Origin of the sequence: Sorangium sp. So ce295, assembly GCF_051527405.1 — a bacterium.
In the GTDB taxonomy this organism is placed as follows: domain Bacteria; phylum Myxococcota_A; class Polyangia; order Polyangiales; family Polyangiaceae; genus Sorangium; species Sorangium cellulosum_B.
Genome location: NZ_CP150324.1, coordinates 11,949,273 through 11,965,616, shown reverse-complemented (window position 1 = coordinate 11,965,616; position 16,344 = coordinate 11,949,273). Strand labels below are relative to the sequence as shown.

Here is a 16,344-nt window from a genome sequence, read left to right as displayed (position 1 = left end):
GCTGCGTCATGGCGCCGTGACGTTCACCGCCGCCTTCGCCACGAGATCATCGAGGTCGTGCCGGCAGAGCGTGCTCGCCGGCAACGTCGCCTCGGCCAGCTCGACGAGCCGCGCGTGATGGGTAAAGAAGAGGATCTGCGTCCGCTGCGACAGCTCCCCGAGGACCTCGAGCGCAGCGCGTGCGCGCGCGTCGTCGAAATGGATGAGCACATCGTCGAGCACCAGCGGCAATGGCTCGCTCTTCGTGAAGTACTGCTCCAGGCTCGCCACCCGGAGCGCCAGGAAAAGCTGATCGCGCGTCCCATCGGACAGCGCCCTCACCTCCACCGGATCCCCGGCCCTCGGCACGCAGCGGAGCATGGGCCGATCGTGATCGTCGCGATCCCCCCGCAGCCCCGAGAAGGTACCCAGCGATAGCCTCGCAAACAGCTCGCTCGCCCGCCGTACCAGCGGGCCCTGGTTCTTCTCGCGGTATTGCTCCATCGCTCGCCGTAGGAGATCCGCCGCGAGCTTCGCCCGCGCATAGTCGTCGACCAGCGCGCTGATCGACGCCAGGTGCTGCTCCGCCCGCATCAACTCCTCCGCCGCCAGGTCGCTCCCATCCATCGAGAGCAGCCGCTGCCGGAGCTGCCCCACCTCCTCGTTCACCCGCGTCCGCTCCCGATCCACGTCCGCGATCTGCCGCTCCACCTCCGCCAGACGCTGCGCAAGCGTATCCGCGTTCGTCCCGCAGCACTCCTCCAGGAGCGCCTCCACGCTGAGCCCCCCGCCGATCGTCGAGAGCCGCATCTCGACGATCTCCCGATCCTGCCGGAGCTTCCGCGCTACGGCCGATCGATCCTCAGCGGCCACGAGCTCGGACACATCCTGGGCCCGGGCTTCCTCCATGAGCTGTTTGAGCGCACGCTCCGCCCCTCGCCGTTTCTCCCGCGTGGCGAGCAGGTCCTGCTGCTTCTCCTTGAGGTCCTTCTCGAGCGCCTGCTTGAGCTGCCGGTTCGTCTCGCCATCCTTGGACCGCTCCAGCAGCGCCGCCGCCGCCTGCTCCAGCGGAATGCCCGCAAGATCCGGCGCCGTGAGCCGCGCCAGCCCCTCGACCTGCACCTTGAAATCGGCCGCATCGCGCTCGATCCCCGCGATGCGCCGCCGCAGCTCCCGGGCTCCCTTCCCTTGTTGGGCGAGATCCGCGCGCAACGTCAGCACCTCCTCGGCTTCCTCGATCCCGGTCGCCGCCGACCCCCCGAGCGCCAGCATCACCGCCGACCACTGCTCGGCCCACGCCATTTGCTCCCGCTGCCGCCCCGCGAGTGCGCCGGAGAGCCCCTCGACTTCGATCTCCCCCCGGCGCACCTCTTTCGCGACCGCTTCCCGCTCCCGCTGCGCTTTCCCCTCCCGCTCCGCCACCTCACGCGCATGCGCAACCAGCGCGAGCAACCCGTGCCGCGGCCCAGCTGCTATGCCGAGCGCCTCTAGCGCCGCAGCGAGTGCCTCCCGATGCCCCTCGATGCGCTCCCTCTGGGCCTGCTCCCGCCGCCGCACCTCCTCGAGCCTCGCCTTCTCCTCCACGAGCTTCTGGTAGCGCCCCAGGAAGGCCAGCATCTCGCCCGGCGAGCGCGGCGCGATCCCCGCCGCTGTCCAGGCGGCTTGCCACCGCCCCTGCTCTGCTTCCTCCGCCATCCGCGCCTGCTCCGCCGCGGTCACGGACTCCTCAATGCCACGCGCCGCCTGATCGCGATCGGCTGAGAGCGTCGCGAACTTCGCCACCCGATCTGCCTCTCTCCTGAGCCGGTCCGACAGCTCATCCGCCCGCCGCCCGCTCGTCTCATGATGATCCGCGATCTCGCGCGCTGAGAGCCCCGCCCCTGCCGCCCCCTCCTCCGCCGGCTCCCCGAGCCACGCCTGCCGCACCCGCTTCCAGTGCCCGTCGCGCTCGCGCCGCGCCGTCGCAAGGTCCCCCTCCGTGGGCACCTCCTCGCCGCGCCGCAACGCCTCGATCTCCCGCTCCAGTTCCCCGAAACGCTTCTTGCGCTCCGCCAGCGAGTTAGCGAGCGACTTCCGCTCGGTATCCCGAGCGGCGAAGTCGCGAGCAAACATCTCCACCGTCTCTGGCAGCGGCACCGGCAGCGCGCCCACCTTCTCGAGCGAGAGGTGCGTCACGCCGAGCGCCGAGAGCCCGGCCTCAAGCCGCGCCGCCATCGTCTTCGCCTCGCCGCGCAGCTCACCGAGGACCTTCTCCAGATCCCCGTCCCGCTGCACGATCTCGTGCGTGCGCACGAGCGCCGTCACATCCACCGGAGCGGGCTGGGCCGCGAGCTTGATTCGCTCGCCCCCGAGCTTGTTCTCAGCCTCGGTGAGCGCCTTCGTCGCCCCGGCGAGGTCGCGCTCGAGCCCGATGCGCTGCTTGAGCAGCGCCCGGACACGCGCCTCCACCCCCGGCGCGACGGCGAGGCTTCCCACCTCCTCCATGGGCACGCGCCGCCCGAGCCGCCCCAGAAGCGACTCGATCGTGTCTTCGATCTGGCGCAGCTCGCCGCGGAGCCGCGGCAGATCCACCCCCGCCGCCTTCTTGTGGTTGCCGAGCCCGTCCTGGATCGCCGTGATCGAGGCCCCCTGCGCGAGCAGCGCCTCCGGCACCGGCAGCCGCTCCATCTGCGCGGTCAGATCCGCGATCTCGCGGCCCAGCCGCTCCTCGCGCGGCTCCGTCTCCGCGAGTGTGCTCTCGGCCTTCCGCCGCGCCTCGGGCGCCGTCTCGGGCAAGAACACCGCGCCCTCATGCTCCTTCAGCATCCCGAGGATCCTGTCCCGTTCGGCGATAGGCACCAGCGCCTGCTCCATGCGTGACAGACGCCGTTGCTTCGCCTGGAGATCGGAGAGCTCCCTGGCCAGGGTCGCGGCGTGCGCCTGCCCACCAGCGAGATCCTTCTGGAGCTGCTCCCACTCCTTCGCCGGCTGAGATCGATCCGCGGCTCCCTTCTTCGCGCTCTTGTAGCTCTCGAGCGCGGCGTTGAGCTTCTTCTTGTGCTTCCCGAGGGGCGTGAAGATCTCCTCCGCCTGCGCGTCGAGCTTCTCCAGCACCGCATGCACACGCGTGCCCCCGAGCCCGGCCGCGAACAAGCTCTCTCCGAGATCGCCGCCTCCCTTGAGCAGCGCCTCGCCGCCGTCCACGAGCCCCTCGTGGGAGAGGCCGAACATCACCTTGTACTGCTCCTCCGTCACCCCGCCGAGCAATGCCTGCAGCTGCCCCTCGTCCACCGGCTGCTCGGCGGGATCCAGCAACGTCTGCTTGAGCTTCTTGCGTCGGACGAGCTGCAAGGTCCGCCCGTCCTCGGCCGCGAGGAGCGCGCCCACCCGGAGCTTCTTGTAGTCTCGATCGTGCGCGTCCTGGGTGTCCTTGGGCATTTCGAAGAGAAACCCCAGCACCGCCCGCAGCGTCGTGCTCTTGCCGACCGCGTTCGACCCGAAGATCACGTGCAACGCGCGCGGCTTCGCCGAGAAATCCAGCGACAGCCCGGTGAAAGGCCCGTACCTCAGGAGATCGAGCGAAAGGATCTTCACGACGCGTCCTCGCCTGCAAAGAGCAGAGGCAGCAGGGTATCGGGCAGTTCCCGGACGAGCTGCCGGAGCGCCGTCCGAGCAAGCTTCCCTCCGCCTTCGAGATGATCGAGCTCCGCCGGCAGCTTCTTGCGCAAGGGTTCGAGCCCGCTCAGCAGCCTGTCGATCTCGGCGTCGTCCTCGCAGATGGTGCGGAGCTGCCGGTAAAGCCCGCCTACCGCCTCGTCCCCGAGGCTCGCTTCCGCATCGACCGGGTTCCGGGTGCGAAAGCTGATCTTCTCGACCCAGATCTCGCCCGCATCGCTCGCCGCGCTACGCACCTCGCTCCGGTACTTCTCGGGCTCGCGCGAGAGCGCCCCGTGCGCCCGCGTCGCCCCCGTCACCTCGATCCGCGCGGCCACGATCCTCGCCTCCGCTGCGTCCGCCTCGCGCGCCAGGGCTTCGCGGCACAGCTCGATCACATCATCGACCGACGACGCCATGCGCGCATCCACCTCGCACCGCGCCCAGCGCAGCGCGTCCAGGGTCCTGGGCTCGACCCCCACGATCCGCCCCTCGTCCACGGTCACCAGCGTCGCCCCCTTCTTCCCCGTCTCGCGCGCATGCCTGCCCTGAAGATTTCCCGGGAATACAATCCACGGCGACTCGTGGAGCACCTCGCGCGCGTGCACATGCCCGAGGGCCCAGTAATCGTATCTCCTCGCCACGAGGTCACTCACCGAGCACGGGGCATACGATTGATGCCCTTCGCGACCGCTCGCGCACGTATGCAGCAAGCCCACATTGAAATACCCCTCCCGCGGCGCGGGATAGGTGACGGAGAGGTCTTCCGTGGTATCGGCTTTCTCGTAGCTCCGGCCGTGCACGGCCACGCCGAGGTCATCCAGCATGATCGTCTCCGGCTGCTTCGCCGACAGCTCGCGCACGCCCTCCGGCAATCGCAGGATCTTGCTCCGCGCATCGTGATTGCCACGCACGATGAACACTCGGATGCCCGCCTCGCGCAGGCGTGACATCTGCTTCGCGAAGAAAAGCCCCGTGTTGTAATCCGTCCAGTCGCCGTCGTAGAGATCGCCGGCGATGAGCAGGAACGCCACCTTTTCCTCGATGCACTGCGCCACCAGGTTCTCGAGTGCGCGCCGTGTCGCCCCGCGAAGTTTGTCCACCGGCGCCCCGTCGTACCGATCGAGGCCCCGCAGAGGGCTATCGAGGTGGATGTCCGCTGCGTGAAAGAACTTCATGCGGCCCCCGGTCCGCGCTGCTCGTTGCCGCGCGATGGTGCGACGGTAGCAGTCTTCCCTATGAACGAGAAGCCCCGTCGTGGCGCCTAACGCTGCCATCGTCTGCACGGGCTAGCGCTGGCGCTGCATGTGCCGCCATGAGGGGAGCCAGGACTTCGTCAGCATGTCGAGGCTCCGTGCTCAGTTCCGCTTCGGAGCGTTCGAACGCGATCGGCTCGGTGCGCATCAGCTTCTCGTCGATCTCGACCATCGCGGCCTGGAGGTCGGCGACATCGATGAGGCATGCAAGGATCTCCTCCCGACCGCGGGCACGAAACGCCTCGAGGCGGTGGAGACCGGAGATGAGCTCCATCGTATCGTGGCGCGCCGGACAATGCGGTGCCGAGGATGCCGACCTTCAGGGCGAATGCCGAGGTCAAATCGAGGGGCGTCGAGGCTTGCCGCGACCGCCGCGAGGTCACTCTCGCGCTGGGCTGCATCAGGCGGCGAGGCACCCGTGCTCGGGTCCATGGTGGAGAGAGATCTCGCGACGGGCGCTTGCGCACCCAGCTCCGTGTGTGTATCTCGAAGGCGATGGTTCACCAGAATGGCCCACGGTGACCAGGTGTGTAGCCAAGGTAGGTGCGCGCGGGCCGCAGCGGACAGGAGGAGACGGAAATGCTCCCTGACGAGGTTCTTCCAGCCGCGCCGCTTCGCATTCGCGTTAACGACGAGCTGACGCTCGATGCTGGCCTGGTTGGTCCGGATAGGATCATCCGGTCACCGACGCAACCCATGTTCCGGCAGGTGCTCGACTACCTCATGACCAAGCCGGATCCGATCAAGCTACCGTCCGGCACCGGGATAGGCAGGGAAGGCGTCGCGGCAGCGGCGGTCTGTGTTCGGTGGGGCTCGTACTTCTCCGTACTCGCTGACCGCAACAAGCCATTATGGAGCGAAGTCACTTCTCCTAAGATGAGCCGAATCTCGGATGACGAGATGGCTCGGATTAATATCGAGTCCTCCGCCGCTCTCGCTCATTGGGTGGATCTATTCAATGCCGATCGAGCGCTCTATGGTCAGCTTGTCAATCGCGCGGCCTGCTACCTGCCCATGCCGACGAAGACGTCCAAACCGGAGCGGAAACTGGCCTTCCGGCCGCTTGCACTGCCGGAGATCGCGAATCGACTTGTCGAGGTTACGGACGCCGAGCGTCTCGCCCTGGCTCGCGCGGTCGTAAGCGAGCACCCGAGTCGCGTGTTCGCGAACGCTCTCGTGAACGTAGCCTGGCGCAACGGCCCAATCGAGGACATCCATGCGGGGCATCTAGCCGCATGCCCAATCGACCGCTGCCGGGTGACAGTCGCCGAAGAGCGCGAGCTGATGAAGTTTACGGCCAATCGGATGGCCGTCGGCATGGATGTGTGTTTTTTGCTGCGCAATGAACGCGAACGCCACGAGCGCTCCTGGCCGGAGCAGGTGCTTCCTTATCAACTCGCCAGCTTTCTGCTCGTTACGCCAGCGGAGTGGACGCTCACCCAGACTTCGCGCGACGTTCGCCTGACGCGCTGAGGACCTGCTCGGTTCCGCGATGCGCCCACCCGAGCGTATCGCCTTCCAGCTCCCAAGCTCGAAGGAGATCTGCTTCGCCTTGGCCCCGTTCAAGTGGAGGCCAGCCCGCGCCCGCAGCAGTTCTCGAGCAGGCTGCCGCACCTCCGAATGCCCTCCAGCCCGCCGTGGCTCCACTCGCTCAGCTTCCACCGACGTGCCGGCCGCCTCGGCGACTGCTCCCATAAGCGCAGGGTCGAACCTTGGCCTGGGTGCGTTCCTCGCTGGAGTTGTGACGGTCGGGCTTTTCTGCGTTGCTCACCAAGTGGGCGTCAAACGACGCGAGCGGAAGGAGAGCCTTCGCTAGCACCAAGGCTCGGATGGCCGGTTCGAGCAAGGGGAAAAACGTCCTCGGCGAGAACGTCCACGCCACCTGATTTCCCGGTGTAGAACGCGGCCGAACATGGTGGGAAGCTGAGCGCCGATCTCATCCCAAGAACGCTCGGGCGCGGGTTGCCGGAGCGTGATGCGAGGGAACCGACAGGCAGGAGCAGCGCCTACGTTCCGCCGTCGAGCTCGCGGAGGTCCGGTAGGAGCACCTCCGGCACCGGTACCGTCCTTGAACCGGTGCGGGACACGAGCCGCCGCGCTTAAAGTTTGCCAAATCTCGGGGTCCCTCGTGTCCTCGGCTGTCCGCTCTCGACCTCGCGAAGACCTCGCCAAGTATCGATAAACCTTCAAGAATTCAGCGGAGGAGAAGGGATTCGAACCCCTGGTTGAGTTGCCCCAACGGCGGTTTTCAAAACCGCTGCCTTCGACCGCTCGGCCACTCCTCCAAACATCCAGAACGACTCGTTTTTTCTGCCTCTTCTACCGCCCCCTGTCAACGTCGCCCTGAGAACCCGCCCCCTACCCTGCTCCGGGCCGCCCCTGAGCTCTCCAGCCCCGGCCCCGGCGCTTCCGCCCCCACCGGCATCGCCCACCGCCCTTCGCCCCCTGCCCCTTACTTCCCCCTCCCCGCCGCTGCCGCCGTCCCGGCGGCCTGCGCCCCCGCTCCCGCGCCCTGCCCCCCCGCCCCGCCCTTCATCACCTCCGCCAGCCACTTCCCCGCCCCCGCGCACGTCCCCGCCGCGCTGACCTCCCCTCCCCCGCCTCCCCCGCGCCTCGCGTACGGCCCCGCGACGATCGCCACGTCGCTCCCTCGCGCCGTCCACGCGATCGGCCCGAGCGCCGCCCGCCGCCGGCACGCCTTCCCGAAGCGCCGCTCGATCAGCTTCCCCGCCTCTGCCGCGTCGCCCGCGCTGTCGAACCGCAGCCGCCACGCGAGCGCGAACTCTTTCCGCGACGGGTCCTCCGGGTCGTCCCGCCGCACCACCGCGAACCGATCCCCGCCCCACCCCGCCGCCGCGCCGATCGCCGCATCGCGGTGGGCATACGCCGCGAACGCGATGCGCAGCGCCTGCTCGCCCATCACGTCATCGAAGACCACACGAAACCCCGGGCCGAGCGCCGCGGCCGTTGGCACCGCCACCGCGACGGCGGGCTCCCGCGCGGCGAGCTTCTCCGGATGGAGCAGCTGCTCGGTCGTCTCCGGCAGCGCGCGCCAGACCGCATCCACCGAAGCCCACCCGCCGTCCCGGCGCAGCGCCTGCACGAACGCGAAGCCGTCGGTGTACGGGGCGCCCAGCGACTCCTGCAGCACGAGCGGCGTGTCGCCCACGGACGACAGCGCCGTCGACATCGCCACGAGCCTGCGGAGCATCGACTCGTCGACCTGGAACGCCGAGCCGACAAGCACATCGAACATCGCGCTCATCGCCTCGCCCTCGACGAGCGCGTGCGTGGCCGCCAGGCGATCGCTGTCGCCGAGCTTGAAGTCGAGCAGCCTCCCCAGCGAGAAGCTCTGGTCCTGGAGCGCGTGGACGAGCTCGTGCGCCAGCGTCTCCTCGGCCTCGGCCTCGCTGAGATCATCGACGAGGTACATCGTCGCGTCCTCCGGCTCGTAGAAGCCTGCGATGCGGCCCTCGAGCAGGCGGTACATCCCGGCGGTGAAGTCGTAGTCGGCCGGGATGAGCTCGAGCGCCGCGAGCACCTCGCGCTGGTGATCGAGCACGCCCTCGGGGATCTCTCGCTCCACGTGCGCGCGGACCCGCTCCAGGATCTGCCCGCGGGCGAGCACGCGGCTCCGCACCTCGCGGTGGACCGGCAGGCCCCGCGCCTTCGCCACGCGTGCGAGCACGCGCGCGATCTCGCCGTCGGTCAGGCGAGCCGCGTCCTCGTCGAGCTCGCCCGCATCCACCGGGCTTGCGCCCCCAGCCGGCCGAGGCGCAACCGACGCCGCAGGGAGCGCCGCAGCCGAGGCCTGCGCTCGCGGCGGCGCCGCAGGCGCGGCCGTCGGCGCGCACCCGGCGAGCACAACCGCCCCGACCAACCCGATCGCGCAGCACGCCCGACCCACCGCAGCAGCGTCCTCGACGCGCCGGGTCACGCCTGCTCCCCGCCGGGCGCGCGGAGCGCGCGGATCGCCTCGGCATACCGTGCGACGCGCGCATCGAACGGCACATCCTCGCCCCGCGCCACCGCGCCGAACACCGCCGAGCCCGCGACGAGCGCCCGCGCCCCGGCGGCGATGACCTTCCCGGCGGTCGACGGGGCGACGCCGCCGTCGACCTCGAGCGCGATGTCCATGCCTGCCTGGTCGATCGTCTGCCGCAGGCTCTGCAGCTTGGTGAGCGCCCCTGGGATGAACTGCTGGCCGCCGAACCCGGGGTTGACGCTCATCACAAGCACCAGATCGATGTCTGCCATCACGTGCCGGATCGACTCCTCCGGCGTGTGGGGGTTCAGCACGACGCCAGGGCTCGCGCCTGCGTCCCTGATCTGCTGGAGCGTCCGGTGCAGGTGAGGCGACGCCTCGACGTGGACCGAGATGCGATCGGCGCCGGCGGCCGCGAACTCCGCGACGTAGCGCTCCGGCTCGACGATCATCAAGTGGACATCGAGGGGAAGACGCGTCGCGGCGCGGACCGCGCGAACGACGAGCGGCCCGATCGTGATGTTTGGCACAAACCGGCCATCCATCACGTCGACGTGGATCCAGTCGGCGCCAGCGGCCTCAGCGGCCCGCACTTCCTCCGCGAGACGACCGAAGTCAGCCGACAGGATCGACGGAGCGACGATGATTTTCTCGTGACGCACAGGGTAGCGCTAGCAGGCGTGACGCGCGGCGGCTAGCCGAGCATCCACGAGCGCGCTTACGGGGAGGCCGGCGCGGCTGCTAGGCTGCGCAGGTCTTCGCAAAGCGTTCGTGTCGTGCGCGCGGACGCTGCAGATCGAAGGCTGGGGATCCGAACCGTTCGAGTGAGGTGATGCATGGAGACACGGCCGCTGACGAAGCCCGACTACGACCGGATCGTGGGCGAGATCGATCGGTGGTGGGCGGGCCCAACCAGCGCGCTCGCGCACCCGATCTTCTTCTACGAGCTCGGCAGGCTCGCGCGCGTCGTCGAGGATCGCGGGCTGCTCGTCGGCTTCCTGCTCGGGTTCAGGTGCCCGGACGCGGCGATCGGGTACGTGCACCTCGTCGGCATTCACCCGGACTATCGCCGCCGCGGCGTCGGCAGAATGCTCTATGCCGCGTTCGAGGAGGACTGCCGCCGCGAGGGCTGCCGGCAGCTCAAGGCGATCACGACGCTGGGCAACGAGGGCTCGGTGCGCTTCCACGCCGCGGTCGGCTGGTCGGCGGCCGAGGTCGAGGACTACGCCGGGCCTGGGCGTCCGCGGATCGTGTTCACCAAGGACCTCTAGGTGCGGCCTCTGGTGCAGATCGCGCGGAGCACGCGCGTGTTGCGGCGTACGCTCTCGACGGGGTACATCTGCTCGGGACCGCGAGGTGAAGCGATGCGAGAAGGCGGGCATGTTCGCGACGTGGTGGTAGGCGTTGTCGGGTCAGCCGGCAGGACGGTCGCCGCGGGCGCCCTCGGTGCATCCAGGTGAGCCGTAACCCTTCGCCGATCACGCAGCTGCGCGAGATCGGGCTGTTCGGAGGCCTGGGCGATCACGTCCTCCAGGGCCTCGCCGACAGCCTGGAGCTGCTCGATCTGGAGCCGGGCGCCGTCGCCTTTCGCGAGGGCGACAACGGCCGCGAGATGTTCGTGCTGCTCTCGGGGGAGATGGAAGTGCTCAAGCGGTCGAAGCGCGACGTCGAGGCGCGCGTCGCGGTCCTCGGGCCGAACGACTGGTTCGGCGAGATGTCGATCCTCGACGTGATGCCTCGCTCGGCGACCGTCCGGGCGATCGCCCCGTCGCGCTTGCTGCGCGTCACCGCGCACGATCTCGACGCCCTCTACCGGCGCGATCTCAAGTCGTACACGCTGCTGGTGCTGAACATCGCGCGCGAGATGTCGCGCCGCCTTCGCGTGGCGGACAGCCTGCTCGCCGAGCTGGTGGCGAACATGCTCGACGAGTACGCGCGGCCGCGGCGACCCGCGATCTGAGCCGGCGCCGCCGCGTCAGTCGACGCCGGGCGCTCTGCCCGAGGGCGCCGGGCCCAGCGGTCGCCTCATCCGCCGTCTGGGCCGATCGCTCCACCTGCGCCGGCTTCGCCGCCAGCGCCGCCACCTGCACCACCTGCACCACCGCTTCCGGCTTCGCCACCGGCGCCGGCTTCGCCACCCGCGCCGCCTGCGCCACCGCCGTCGGCTTTGCCACCCGCGCCGCCCGCACCACCGCCGCCGGCAGGGTTGGCCGGTTCGCCACCCGTGCTGGTTGAACCGGTGCTGCTAGCGGACCCAGTCGAACCCGCGCCGTTAGCGGCCGCGTCTGGCGGCAGGAGGCCACCGCCGCCCGCGCCGTCGTCCTCGCTGGGATCGCCGGCCGCGATGCCCCCTCCTGCGCCGGTCGCGCCGAGGTCGTCGCAATCACCGCACCCGATGCCCCCCTCGGCGGGAGGCTCCGGTTGTGGATTGAACACACAGCCCGCAAGGACGACCCCGAACACAAGGACGACAAGCTGGCGCATAAGCTCCCTCCTCATAGCACCCTGCGCATCTCCCTGCCCGCTTGTGCGGCGCCCTCGTCCGCGGGAATGCTGCGTCGAGCGCGCTCCGTCGGCTGCTTCTCGCTCGCTCTTACCGCCGGGTCGACATCGCCGTCAGACCCGGCCCGCGTGCTCCTTCAGCCGCACTCGACCGCTCCAGCGCCTCCAGCGCCTCCAGCGCCCCCCACACCGCAGGGCTCGCCGCCCGCGCCGCCCGCGCCGCCCTGACCGCCCGCGCCGCCCTGGCCGCCAGCGCCGCCCTGACCGCCCGCGCCGCCTTGACCACCCTCGCCCCCTCCAGCACCGCCCTGAGCGCCCATGCCGCCGTGGCCGCCCGCCGCGCCCCCATCGCCGCTGCCGCCCGCGCCCGTGGTCTCGCCGCTGCCAGTGCTGGCCCCTACCGCTGTGTTGCCGGCGCCGGTGCCACCCGAACCTGAGGTGGCGACCGCCCCACCGGTCGACGACGACGAGGGATAGGGATCCCTGTCATCGAACGGCGGTTCAGGCTGCGGGTTGAACGAGCATCCAACCGCGAGGAGCAGGGTGAGGAACAGCAGGCTTCGCATGGCGGGTACGCCGAGTATGGCAATCAACATGCCACATGAAAATAGCCGGAAAGTACCTCGATCGGTCCACTATTGACGCGGTGCTCAGGCACACTCTGGCACGCCGCTCGGGCGGTTGGATCCGGCACTTCCCTCCGCGCCGCGACCTGCGCGGACCGTCCGCTGCGGGTGTCCGCCTGGTGTCCACGGCGGCAGCTCGCGGTATCGTGCGGCGTGATGTCGGAAGACCTGGGGAACGTCGCATCGCGGCTCGACGAGGTGCGGCGCCGGATAACGAGCGCCGCCGCGCGGGCAGGGCGCGGGCCAGAGGAGGTCCGGCTCATCGCCGTGTCCAAGGGGAAGCCCGCGGAGGCCATCCGCGCCGCCTACGCCGCCGGGCAGCGCGATTTCGGCGAGAACTACGCGCAGGAGCTCGTCGAAAAGGCCGAGGCGCTCGCCGATCTCGACGGGCTCGTGTGGCACGCCATCGGCCAGCTCCAGAGGAACAAGGCGAAGCTCGTTGCGCGCGTCGCGCACGTCGTGCAGTCGGTCGACCGGGAGGAGCTCGCCGTGGAGCTCGATCGTCGCGCGGCCGCGCTCAACCGCACCCTCGACGTCCTGATCGAGGTGAACGTCGGCGGCGAAGCCTCGAAGGGCGGGTGCGCCCCCGGCGATTTCGCGCCGCTCCTCGGCGCGATCGCCCGGTGCGCGCACCTCCGGCCGATCGGCCTCATGACCATCGCGCCGTTCCTCGAGGACCCGAACGACGTCGCGCCGTTCTTCGCGCAGCTGCGCGCCCTGCGCGACGCGCACGGCGGCCCGGCCGTGCTGCCCGAGCTCTCGATGGGCATGTCGCACGATTTCGAGGCAGCCATCGCGGAAGGCGCGACGTGGGTCCGCGTCGGCACCGCGATCTTCGGAGCCCGCGGATGACGGCGACGTCCGCCGCGTCGCGCCTCGGCGCGGCCCTCCCTGGCGGTGGCGTCGCGCGCGCCGCGCGCGCCGTCACGTTGGCTGCGTGCGCGCTGCTCGCGCTCGGGTGCGGGCCGGGCGCGATGCCCGCGTCGGTGCGCCACCCGCTCGTCGGCAGCGCCGCGCCGGAGTTCCACGCAGAGTCCACGGCGGCGGTCACCGTCGGCGTGCCCGGCACGCGCAGGACGCGGGTCACCGTGATCGACTTCTGGGCGTCCTGGTGCGCGTCGTGCAGCCGGACCATGCCGGCGCTCGACCGGCTCTGGCGCGACCGCAAGGCGGACGGGGTGGCCGTGATCGGCGTGAACATCGACGACTCGGAGGCCGCCGCGGCGGCCGCCGCCTACGAGCTCGGCGCGACGTTCCCCATCGTCGCGGATCTCGATCAGCGGCTCTCCGGGACCTACGGCGTCGCGCAGGTCCCCCTCACGTTCGTGGTCGACGGCGCGGGCACCGTGCGCTGGGTCGGTCACGATCCGGCGAGCGCGCGCCGCGCCGTCGATGTCCTCCTCTCGGAGCGCCCCGCGGGCGCGCGGTCGGTCTTCGAATGAGCGCGTCCCGGGGCGGCGGCGGCGCGCGACGGCGGCCCGCGGGCGACGACCCGACGCTCTTCGACGCCGCCCGGCAACGGGAGCCGGAGCTCAAGGCCACGGTCCCCCTCGCCGAGCGCATGCGCCCGCGCTCGCTCGAGGACATGATCGGCCAGGGCCACCTCCTCGGCGAGGGCAAGCTGCTCGCGCGCGCGATCGCGGCCGACCGGATCCCCTCGATGATCCTGTGGGGCCCGCCGGGCGCCGGAAAGACCACGCTCGCGCGCGTCGTCGCGCACACGACGAACGCCCGCTTCGTCCCCTTCAACGCCGTGCTGGGCGGCGTGCCGGAGCTCCGCGAGATCCTCGCCCAGGCGCGCACCGCGCGCTCCTACGAGGGCAAGCGGACGATCCTGTTCGTCGACGAGATCCACCGCTTCAACAAGGCCCAGCAGGACGCCTTCCTCCCGCACGTCGAGGACGGGACGATCACGCTCATCGGGGCGACCACCGAGAACCCCTCGTTCGCGGTCAACGCGCCGCTGCTCTCCCGGTGCAAGGTCTTCCGGCTCCAGGGCCTCGGCGCCTCGGAGCTCGTCGAGCTCCTGCGCCGCGCCCTCGAGTCGCCCGCCGGGCTCGCCGGCGCGATCGGCGCCGACGACGACGCGCTCTCGGCGATCGCGGCGCTCGCGCAGGGCGACGCGCGCAGGGCGCTCACCACGCTGGAGATCGCCGCGGACGAGGCGGGGCGCGCGGGCGCCCCCACGATCACGCGCGAGCTCATCGCCGGCGCGAGCGAGCACAAGACGCTGCTCTACGACAAGGCCGGCGAGGAGCACTACAACGTCATCAGCGCCTTCATCAAGTCGATGCGCGGCTCCGATCCCGACGCCGCCATCTACTGGCTGATGCGCATGATCGAGTCCGGCGACGACCCGCTCTTCCTGCTGCGCCGGATGATGATCTTCGCCTCCGAGGACATCGGCAACGCCGACCCGCGCGCGCTGGAGATCGCCGTCGCCGCGGACGCCGCGTTCCGGCGCATGGGGATGCCGGAGGGGCTCTACCCGATCACGCAGGCGGCGCTCTACCTGGCCACGGCCCCGAAATCGAACGCCTGCAAGACCGCCTGGCACGCGGCGCAGGCCGCCGTGCGCGAGCACGGCGCGCTCCCGGTCCCGCTCACGCTGCGCAACGCGGTCACGCGGCTGATGCGCGACGAGGGCTACGGCGAGGGCTACCGCTACGCGCACGACGAGCCGGGCGGCGTCGCGCTGGGCGAGGCCTACCTGCCCGAGCCGCTCGCGGGCAGCCGGTTCTACGAGCCGACCGATCGCGGCTACGAGCGGACCATCGGCGAGCGCCTCCGCCGGATCCGCGGCGAGGGGGAGGGCGAGGGCGGCTGAGGCGCGGCGCCCGCCGGCCCATCCGTCACGGCGTCACGCGTCGTCGTCGTCGTCGCCGCCCGCGCCGGCGAGGGCCTGCTGGAGCTCGCTCAGCGCGTGCTGATCTCCCTTGCTGCGCGCGACCACGATGCCGTCGACGAGCCAGGCGCGCCCCTCGTCGAGGCGGCCCGCCTTCACCAGCGTCGTCCCGCACATGAGGTACATCGGCACGTACGCCGGATCCATCGCCCGGAGCGCGACGAACGTGGCGAGCGCGTCGTCGTGACGGCCCTGGCCCGCGTACTCCAGCGCGAGCGCGTACCAGTGAAACGGATCCTTCGACCCATCCCGGGTCATCTTCTCGAGCATCAGCAGCCGCTTGCTCACGTCGCCTCCACAACCCCGATGAACGGCAGGTTCCGATAGCGCTCGGCCCAGTCGAGCCCGTAGCCGACCACGAATTTGTCCTCGATCGTGAAGCCCAGGTAGTCGATGGGCACCTCGACCTTCGCGCGCGCCGGCTTGTGCAGGAGCGCGCAGACCTTCACGCTGTTCGGCATCCTCGTGCGGAAGAGCTGGAGCAGGTGCGAGATCGTGAGGCCCGTATCCACGATGTCCTCGATGAGGAGGATGTCCTCGCCCTCGATCGGGCGGGTGAGGTCCTGCGTGATCTGGACGACGCCGGTCGAGGCCGTGCCCTCGCCGTAGCTGCGCACGCCGAGGAACTCGATGCGCACCGGCAGGTCGATGTGGCGCGCGATGTCGGCGGTGAACACGAAGCTCCCCTTGAGCACGGAGACGAGCACGAGCCGGCGCTCCGCGTAGTCCCGGGTGATCTGCGCGCCGAGGTCGCGCACGCGAGCGCCGATCTGTTCGGCGGACAGGAGCGTCCGGACATTCGCCATGGTGCCCGCTAACATCGCGGCGCCCGCGCCACCAGCGCCCAGGCGGACTCTCTGTCGCCGCGCGCTCGCCGCGCGCCGCGATCCCATGTCATGCCGCTGATGTCGCGCGGTCGCTCTGCTGCTGCCCGGGTCGAAACTGGGTTAGTCTCTGCGCCTCCCGCGATGCCGCTCCCTTCTCCGCCCGACGCGCCCCCGCACCTCACCTCGCGCACGCCCCTGGCCGTCCGCTTCTGCGAGACGGATCTCATGGGCATCGTCCACCACGCGAACTACGTCATCTACCTGGAGGCTGGCCGCATCGACTGGCTGAAGCGCCGCGGCCTCTCCTACGAGGAGATGGTGCGGCGCGACCTTCACCTCGCCGTCGCGGAGCTGCGGATCAAGTACCGCCAGGCCGCGCGGTTCGGCGACGACCTCGTGGTCGAGACGACCTGCCGCGAGGTCCAGCGCGTCACCGCGCGCTTCAGCTACCGGATCCTCCGGGGCGAGGACGTGATCTGCGACGGCGACATCCTCCTCGCGTGCCTGGGATCGAACCTGACGCTGACGCGGATCCCGGACGACATCGTCCAGCTCCTGGCGAGCCCCGAGACGACGGCCGATCGCTAGGGCAGGGGACGCCGCCCTCGCTTCCGCCGCCGTCCGCCGCCCC

The 16,344-nt window shown here is 70.5% G+C and carries 16 protein-coding genes and 1 tRNA gene; 7 read left to right on the top strand and 10 right to left on the bottom strand.

Going from position 1 to position 16,344, the window contains the following annotated elements; genetic code table 11:
• Positions 1 to 6 precede the first annotated feature (6 nt).
• Genes WMF11_RS45485 through WMF11_RS45475 form a run of 3 tightly spaced genes read right to left on the bottom strand, consistent with a single transcriptional unit; the run spans position 7 to position 5,142 of the window.
• A complete protein-coding gene (locus WMF11_RS45485; RefSeq protein ID WP_437975178.1) occupies positions 7 to 3,552 on the bottom strand; it encodes an AAA family ATPase in 3,546 nt (1,181 codons plus the stop codon).
• Positions 3,549 to 4,790: a metallophosphoesterase family protein gene (locus tag WMF11_RS45480; protein ID WP_437975177.1), complete on the bottom strand. Its 1,242-nt coding sequence runs from the start codon at positions 4,788 to 4,790 to the stop codon at positions 3,549 to 3,551. Before WMF11_RS45480 ends, WMF11_RS45485 begins: the two co-directional genes overlap by 4 nt.
• A gap of 58 nt (positions 4,791 to 4,848) precedes the next feature.
• A complete protein-coding gene (locus tag WMF11_RS45475) occupies positions 4,849 to 5,142 on the bottom strand; it encodes a hypothetical protein (protein ID WP_437975176.1) in 294 nt (97 codons plus the stop codon).
• 305 nt (positions 5,143 to 5,447) lie between these two features.
• On the opposite strand from WMF11_RS45475, the gene WMF11_RS45470 reads away from it, so the two are divergent.
• Entirely contained in the window at positions 5,448 to 6,341 is an 894-nt protein-coding gene (locus WMF11_RS45470; RefSeq protein WP_437975175.1) for a hypothetical protein, read from the top strand.
• 725 nt (positions 6,342 to 7,066) lie between these two features.
• Here the strand turns inward: WMF11_RS45470 and WMF11_RS45465 are convergent.
• The 3 genes from WMF11_RS45465 to rpe all read right to left on the bottom strand — a co-directional run bounded on the left by WMF11_RS45465 (position 7,067) and on the right by rpe (position 9,515).
• A tRNA-Ser gene (locus WMF11_RS45465) sits at positions 7,067 to 7,153 on the bottom strand.
• 167 nt (positions 7,154 to 7,320) lie between these two features.
• The gene (locus WMF11_RS45460; RefSeq protein ID WP_437975174.1) at positions 7,321 to 8,616 is read right to left on the bottom strand and encodes a hypothetical protein; all 1,296 of its coding nucleotides are present in this window, start codon (positions 8,614 to 8,616) and stop codon (positions 7,321 to 7,323) included.
• A 185-nt stretch (positions 8,617 to 8,801) separates the two neighbouring features.
• The gene (rpe, locus tag WMF11_RS45455) at positions 8,802 to 9,515 is read right to left on the bottom strand and encodes a ribulose-phosphate 3-epimerase (RefSeq protein WP_437975173.1); all 714 of its coding nucleotides are present in this window, start codon (positions 9,513 to 9,515) and stop codon (positions 8,802 to 8,804) included.
• Positions 9,516 to 9,689: 174 nt separating this feature from the next.
• On the opposite strand from rpe, the gene WMF11_RS45450 reads away from it, so the two are divergent.
• Positions 9,690 to 10,124 carry a GNAT family N-acetyltransferase gene (locus WMF11_RS45450; RefSeq protein ID WP_020741352.1) on the top strand — a complete coding sequence of 145 codons (435 nt, stop codon included), beginning with the start codon at positions 9,690 to 9,692 and terminating at the stop codon, positions 10,122 to 10,124.
• 185 nt (positions 10,125 to 10,309) lie between these two features.
• Positions 10,310 to 10,813, top strand: coding sequence for a cyclic nucleotide-binding domain-containing protein (locus WMF11_RS45445; RefSeq protein ID WP_437975172.1), 504 nt, complete (start codon positions 10,310 to 10,312; stop codon positions 10,811 to 10,813).
• A 65-nt stretch (positions 10,814 to 10,878) separates the two neighbouring features.
• Here WMF11_RS45445 and WMF11_RS45440 read toward each other — a convergent pair whose 3' ends face one another.
• Complete coding sequence (locus tag WMF11_RS45440; RefSeq protein WP_437975171.1) at positions 10,879 to 11,337, bottom strand: hypothetical protein; 459 nt, start codon at positions 11,335 to 11,337, stop codon at positions 10,879 to 10,881.
• 155 nt (positions 11,338 to 11,492) lie between these two features.
• A complete protein-coding gene (locus tag WMF11_RS45435) occupies positions 11,493 to 11,921 on the bottom strand; it encodes a hypothetical protein (RefSeq protein ID WP_437975170.1) in 429 nt (142 codons plus the stop codon).
• A gap of 216 nt (positions 11,922 to 12,137) precedes the next feature.
• Between WMF11_RS45435 and WMF11_RS45430 the strand changes: the two genes are divergently transcribed.
• The 3 genes from WMF11_RS45430 to WMF11_RS45420 are packed head-to-tail and all read left to right on the top strand — an operon-like array spanning position 12,138 to position 14,808.
• Entirely contained in the window at positions 12,138 to 12,833 is a 696-nt protein-coding gene (locus WMF11_RS45430) for a YggS family pyridoxal phosphate-dependent enzyme (protein ID WP_437975169.1), read from the top strand.
• Positions 12,830 to 13,423, top strand: coding sequence for a TlpA family protein disulfide reductase (locus WMF11_RS45425; RefSeq protein WP_437975168.1), 594 nt, complete (start codon positions 12,830 to 12,832; stop codon positions 13,421 to 13,423). The genes WMF11_RS45430 and WMF11_RS45425 overlap by 4 nt, the downstream gene beginning before the upstream one ends.
• Positions 13,420 to 14,808, top strand: a complete 1,389-nt coding sequence (locus WMF11_RS45420) for a replication-associated recombination protein A (RefSeq protein ID WP_437975167.1) — start codon at positions 13,420 to 13,422, stop codon at positions 14,806 to 14,808. The genes WMF11_RS45425 and WMF11_RS45420 overlap by 4 nt, the downstream gene beginning before the upstream one ends.
• A gap of 33 nt (positions 14,809 to 14,841) precedes the next feature.
• Here the strand turns inward: WMF11_RS45420 and WMF11_RS45415 are convergent, their stop codons facing one another.
• The gene (locus WMF11_RS45415; protein WP_437975166.1) at positions 14,842 to 15,174 is read right to left on the bottom strand and encodes a tetratricopeptide repeat protein; all 333 of its coding nucleotides are present in this window, start codon (positions 15,172 to 15,174) and stop codon (positions 14,842 to 14,844) included.
• On the bottom strand, positions 15,171 to 15,692 hold the full coding sequence (hpt, locus tag WMF11_RS45410) for a hypoxanthine phosphoribosyltransferase (RefSeq protein ID WP_437975165.1): 522 nt from the start codon (positions 15,690 to 15,692) through the stop codon (positions 15,171 to 15,173). The genes WMF11_RS45415 and hpt overlap by 4 nt, the downstream gene beginning before the upstream one ends.
• Positions 15,693 to 15,854: 162 nt before the next feature.
• Between hpt and WMF11_RS45405 the strand changes: the two genes are divergently transcribed.
• Positions 15,855 to 16,301: an acyl-CoA thioesterase gene (locus WMF11_RS45405; RefSeq protein ID WP_437546901.1), complete on the top strand. Its 447-nt coding sequence runs from the start codon at positions 15,855 to 15,857 to the stop codon at positions 16,299 to 16,301.
• Positions 16,302 to 16,344: the final 43 nt, after the last annotated feature.

Bases quoted from the DNA above. Each gene is read 5' to 3' on its own strand.
- WMF11_RS45450 (WP_020741352.1), top strand. From the start codon at position 9,690: ATGGAGACACGGCCGCTGACGAAGCCCGACTACGACCGGATCGTGGGC.
- WMF11_RS45405 (WP_437546901.1), top strand. From the start codon at position 15,855: ATGCCGCTCCCTTCTCCGCCCGACGCGCCCCCGCACCTCACCTCGCGC.
- WMF11_RS45480 (WP_437975177.1), bottom strand. From the start codon at position 4,790: ATGAAGTTCTTTCACGCAGCGGACATCCACCTCGATAGCCCTCTGCGG.
- WMF11_RS45475 (WP_437975176.1), bottom strand. From the start codon at position 5,142: ATGGAGCTCATCTCCGGTCTCCACCGCCTCGAGGCGTTTCGTGCCCGC.
- WMF11_RS45430 (WP_437975169.1), top strand. From the start codon at position 12,138: ATGTCGGAAGACCTGGGGAACGTCGCATCGCGGCTCGACGAGGTGCGG.
- WMF11_RS45440 (WP_437975171.1), bottom strand. From the start codon at position 11,337: ATGCGCCAGCTTGTCGTCCTTGTGTTCGGGGTCGTCCTTGCGGGCTGT.
- hpt (WP_437975165.1), bottom strand. From the start codon at position 15,692: ATGGCGAATGTCCGGACGCTCCTGTCCGCCGAACAGATCGGCGCTCGC.
- WMF11_RS45435 (WP_437975170.1), bottom strand. From the start codon at position 11,921: ATGCGAAGCCTGCTGTTCCTCACCCTGCTCCTCGCGGTTGGATGCTCG.
- WMF11_RS45420 (WP_437975167.1), top strand. From the start codon at position 13,420: ATGAGCGCGTCCCGGGGCGGCGGCGGCGCGCGACGGCGGCCCGCGGGC.
- WMF11_RS45425 (WP_437975168.1), top strand. From the start codon at position 12,830: ATGACGGCGACGTCCGCCGCGTCGCGCCTCGGCGCGGCCCTCCCTGGC.
- WMF11_RS45470 (WP_437975175.1), top strand. From the start codon at position 5,448: ATGCTCCCTGACGAGGTTCTTCCAGCCGCGCCGCTTCGCATTCGCGTT.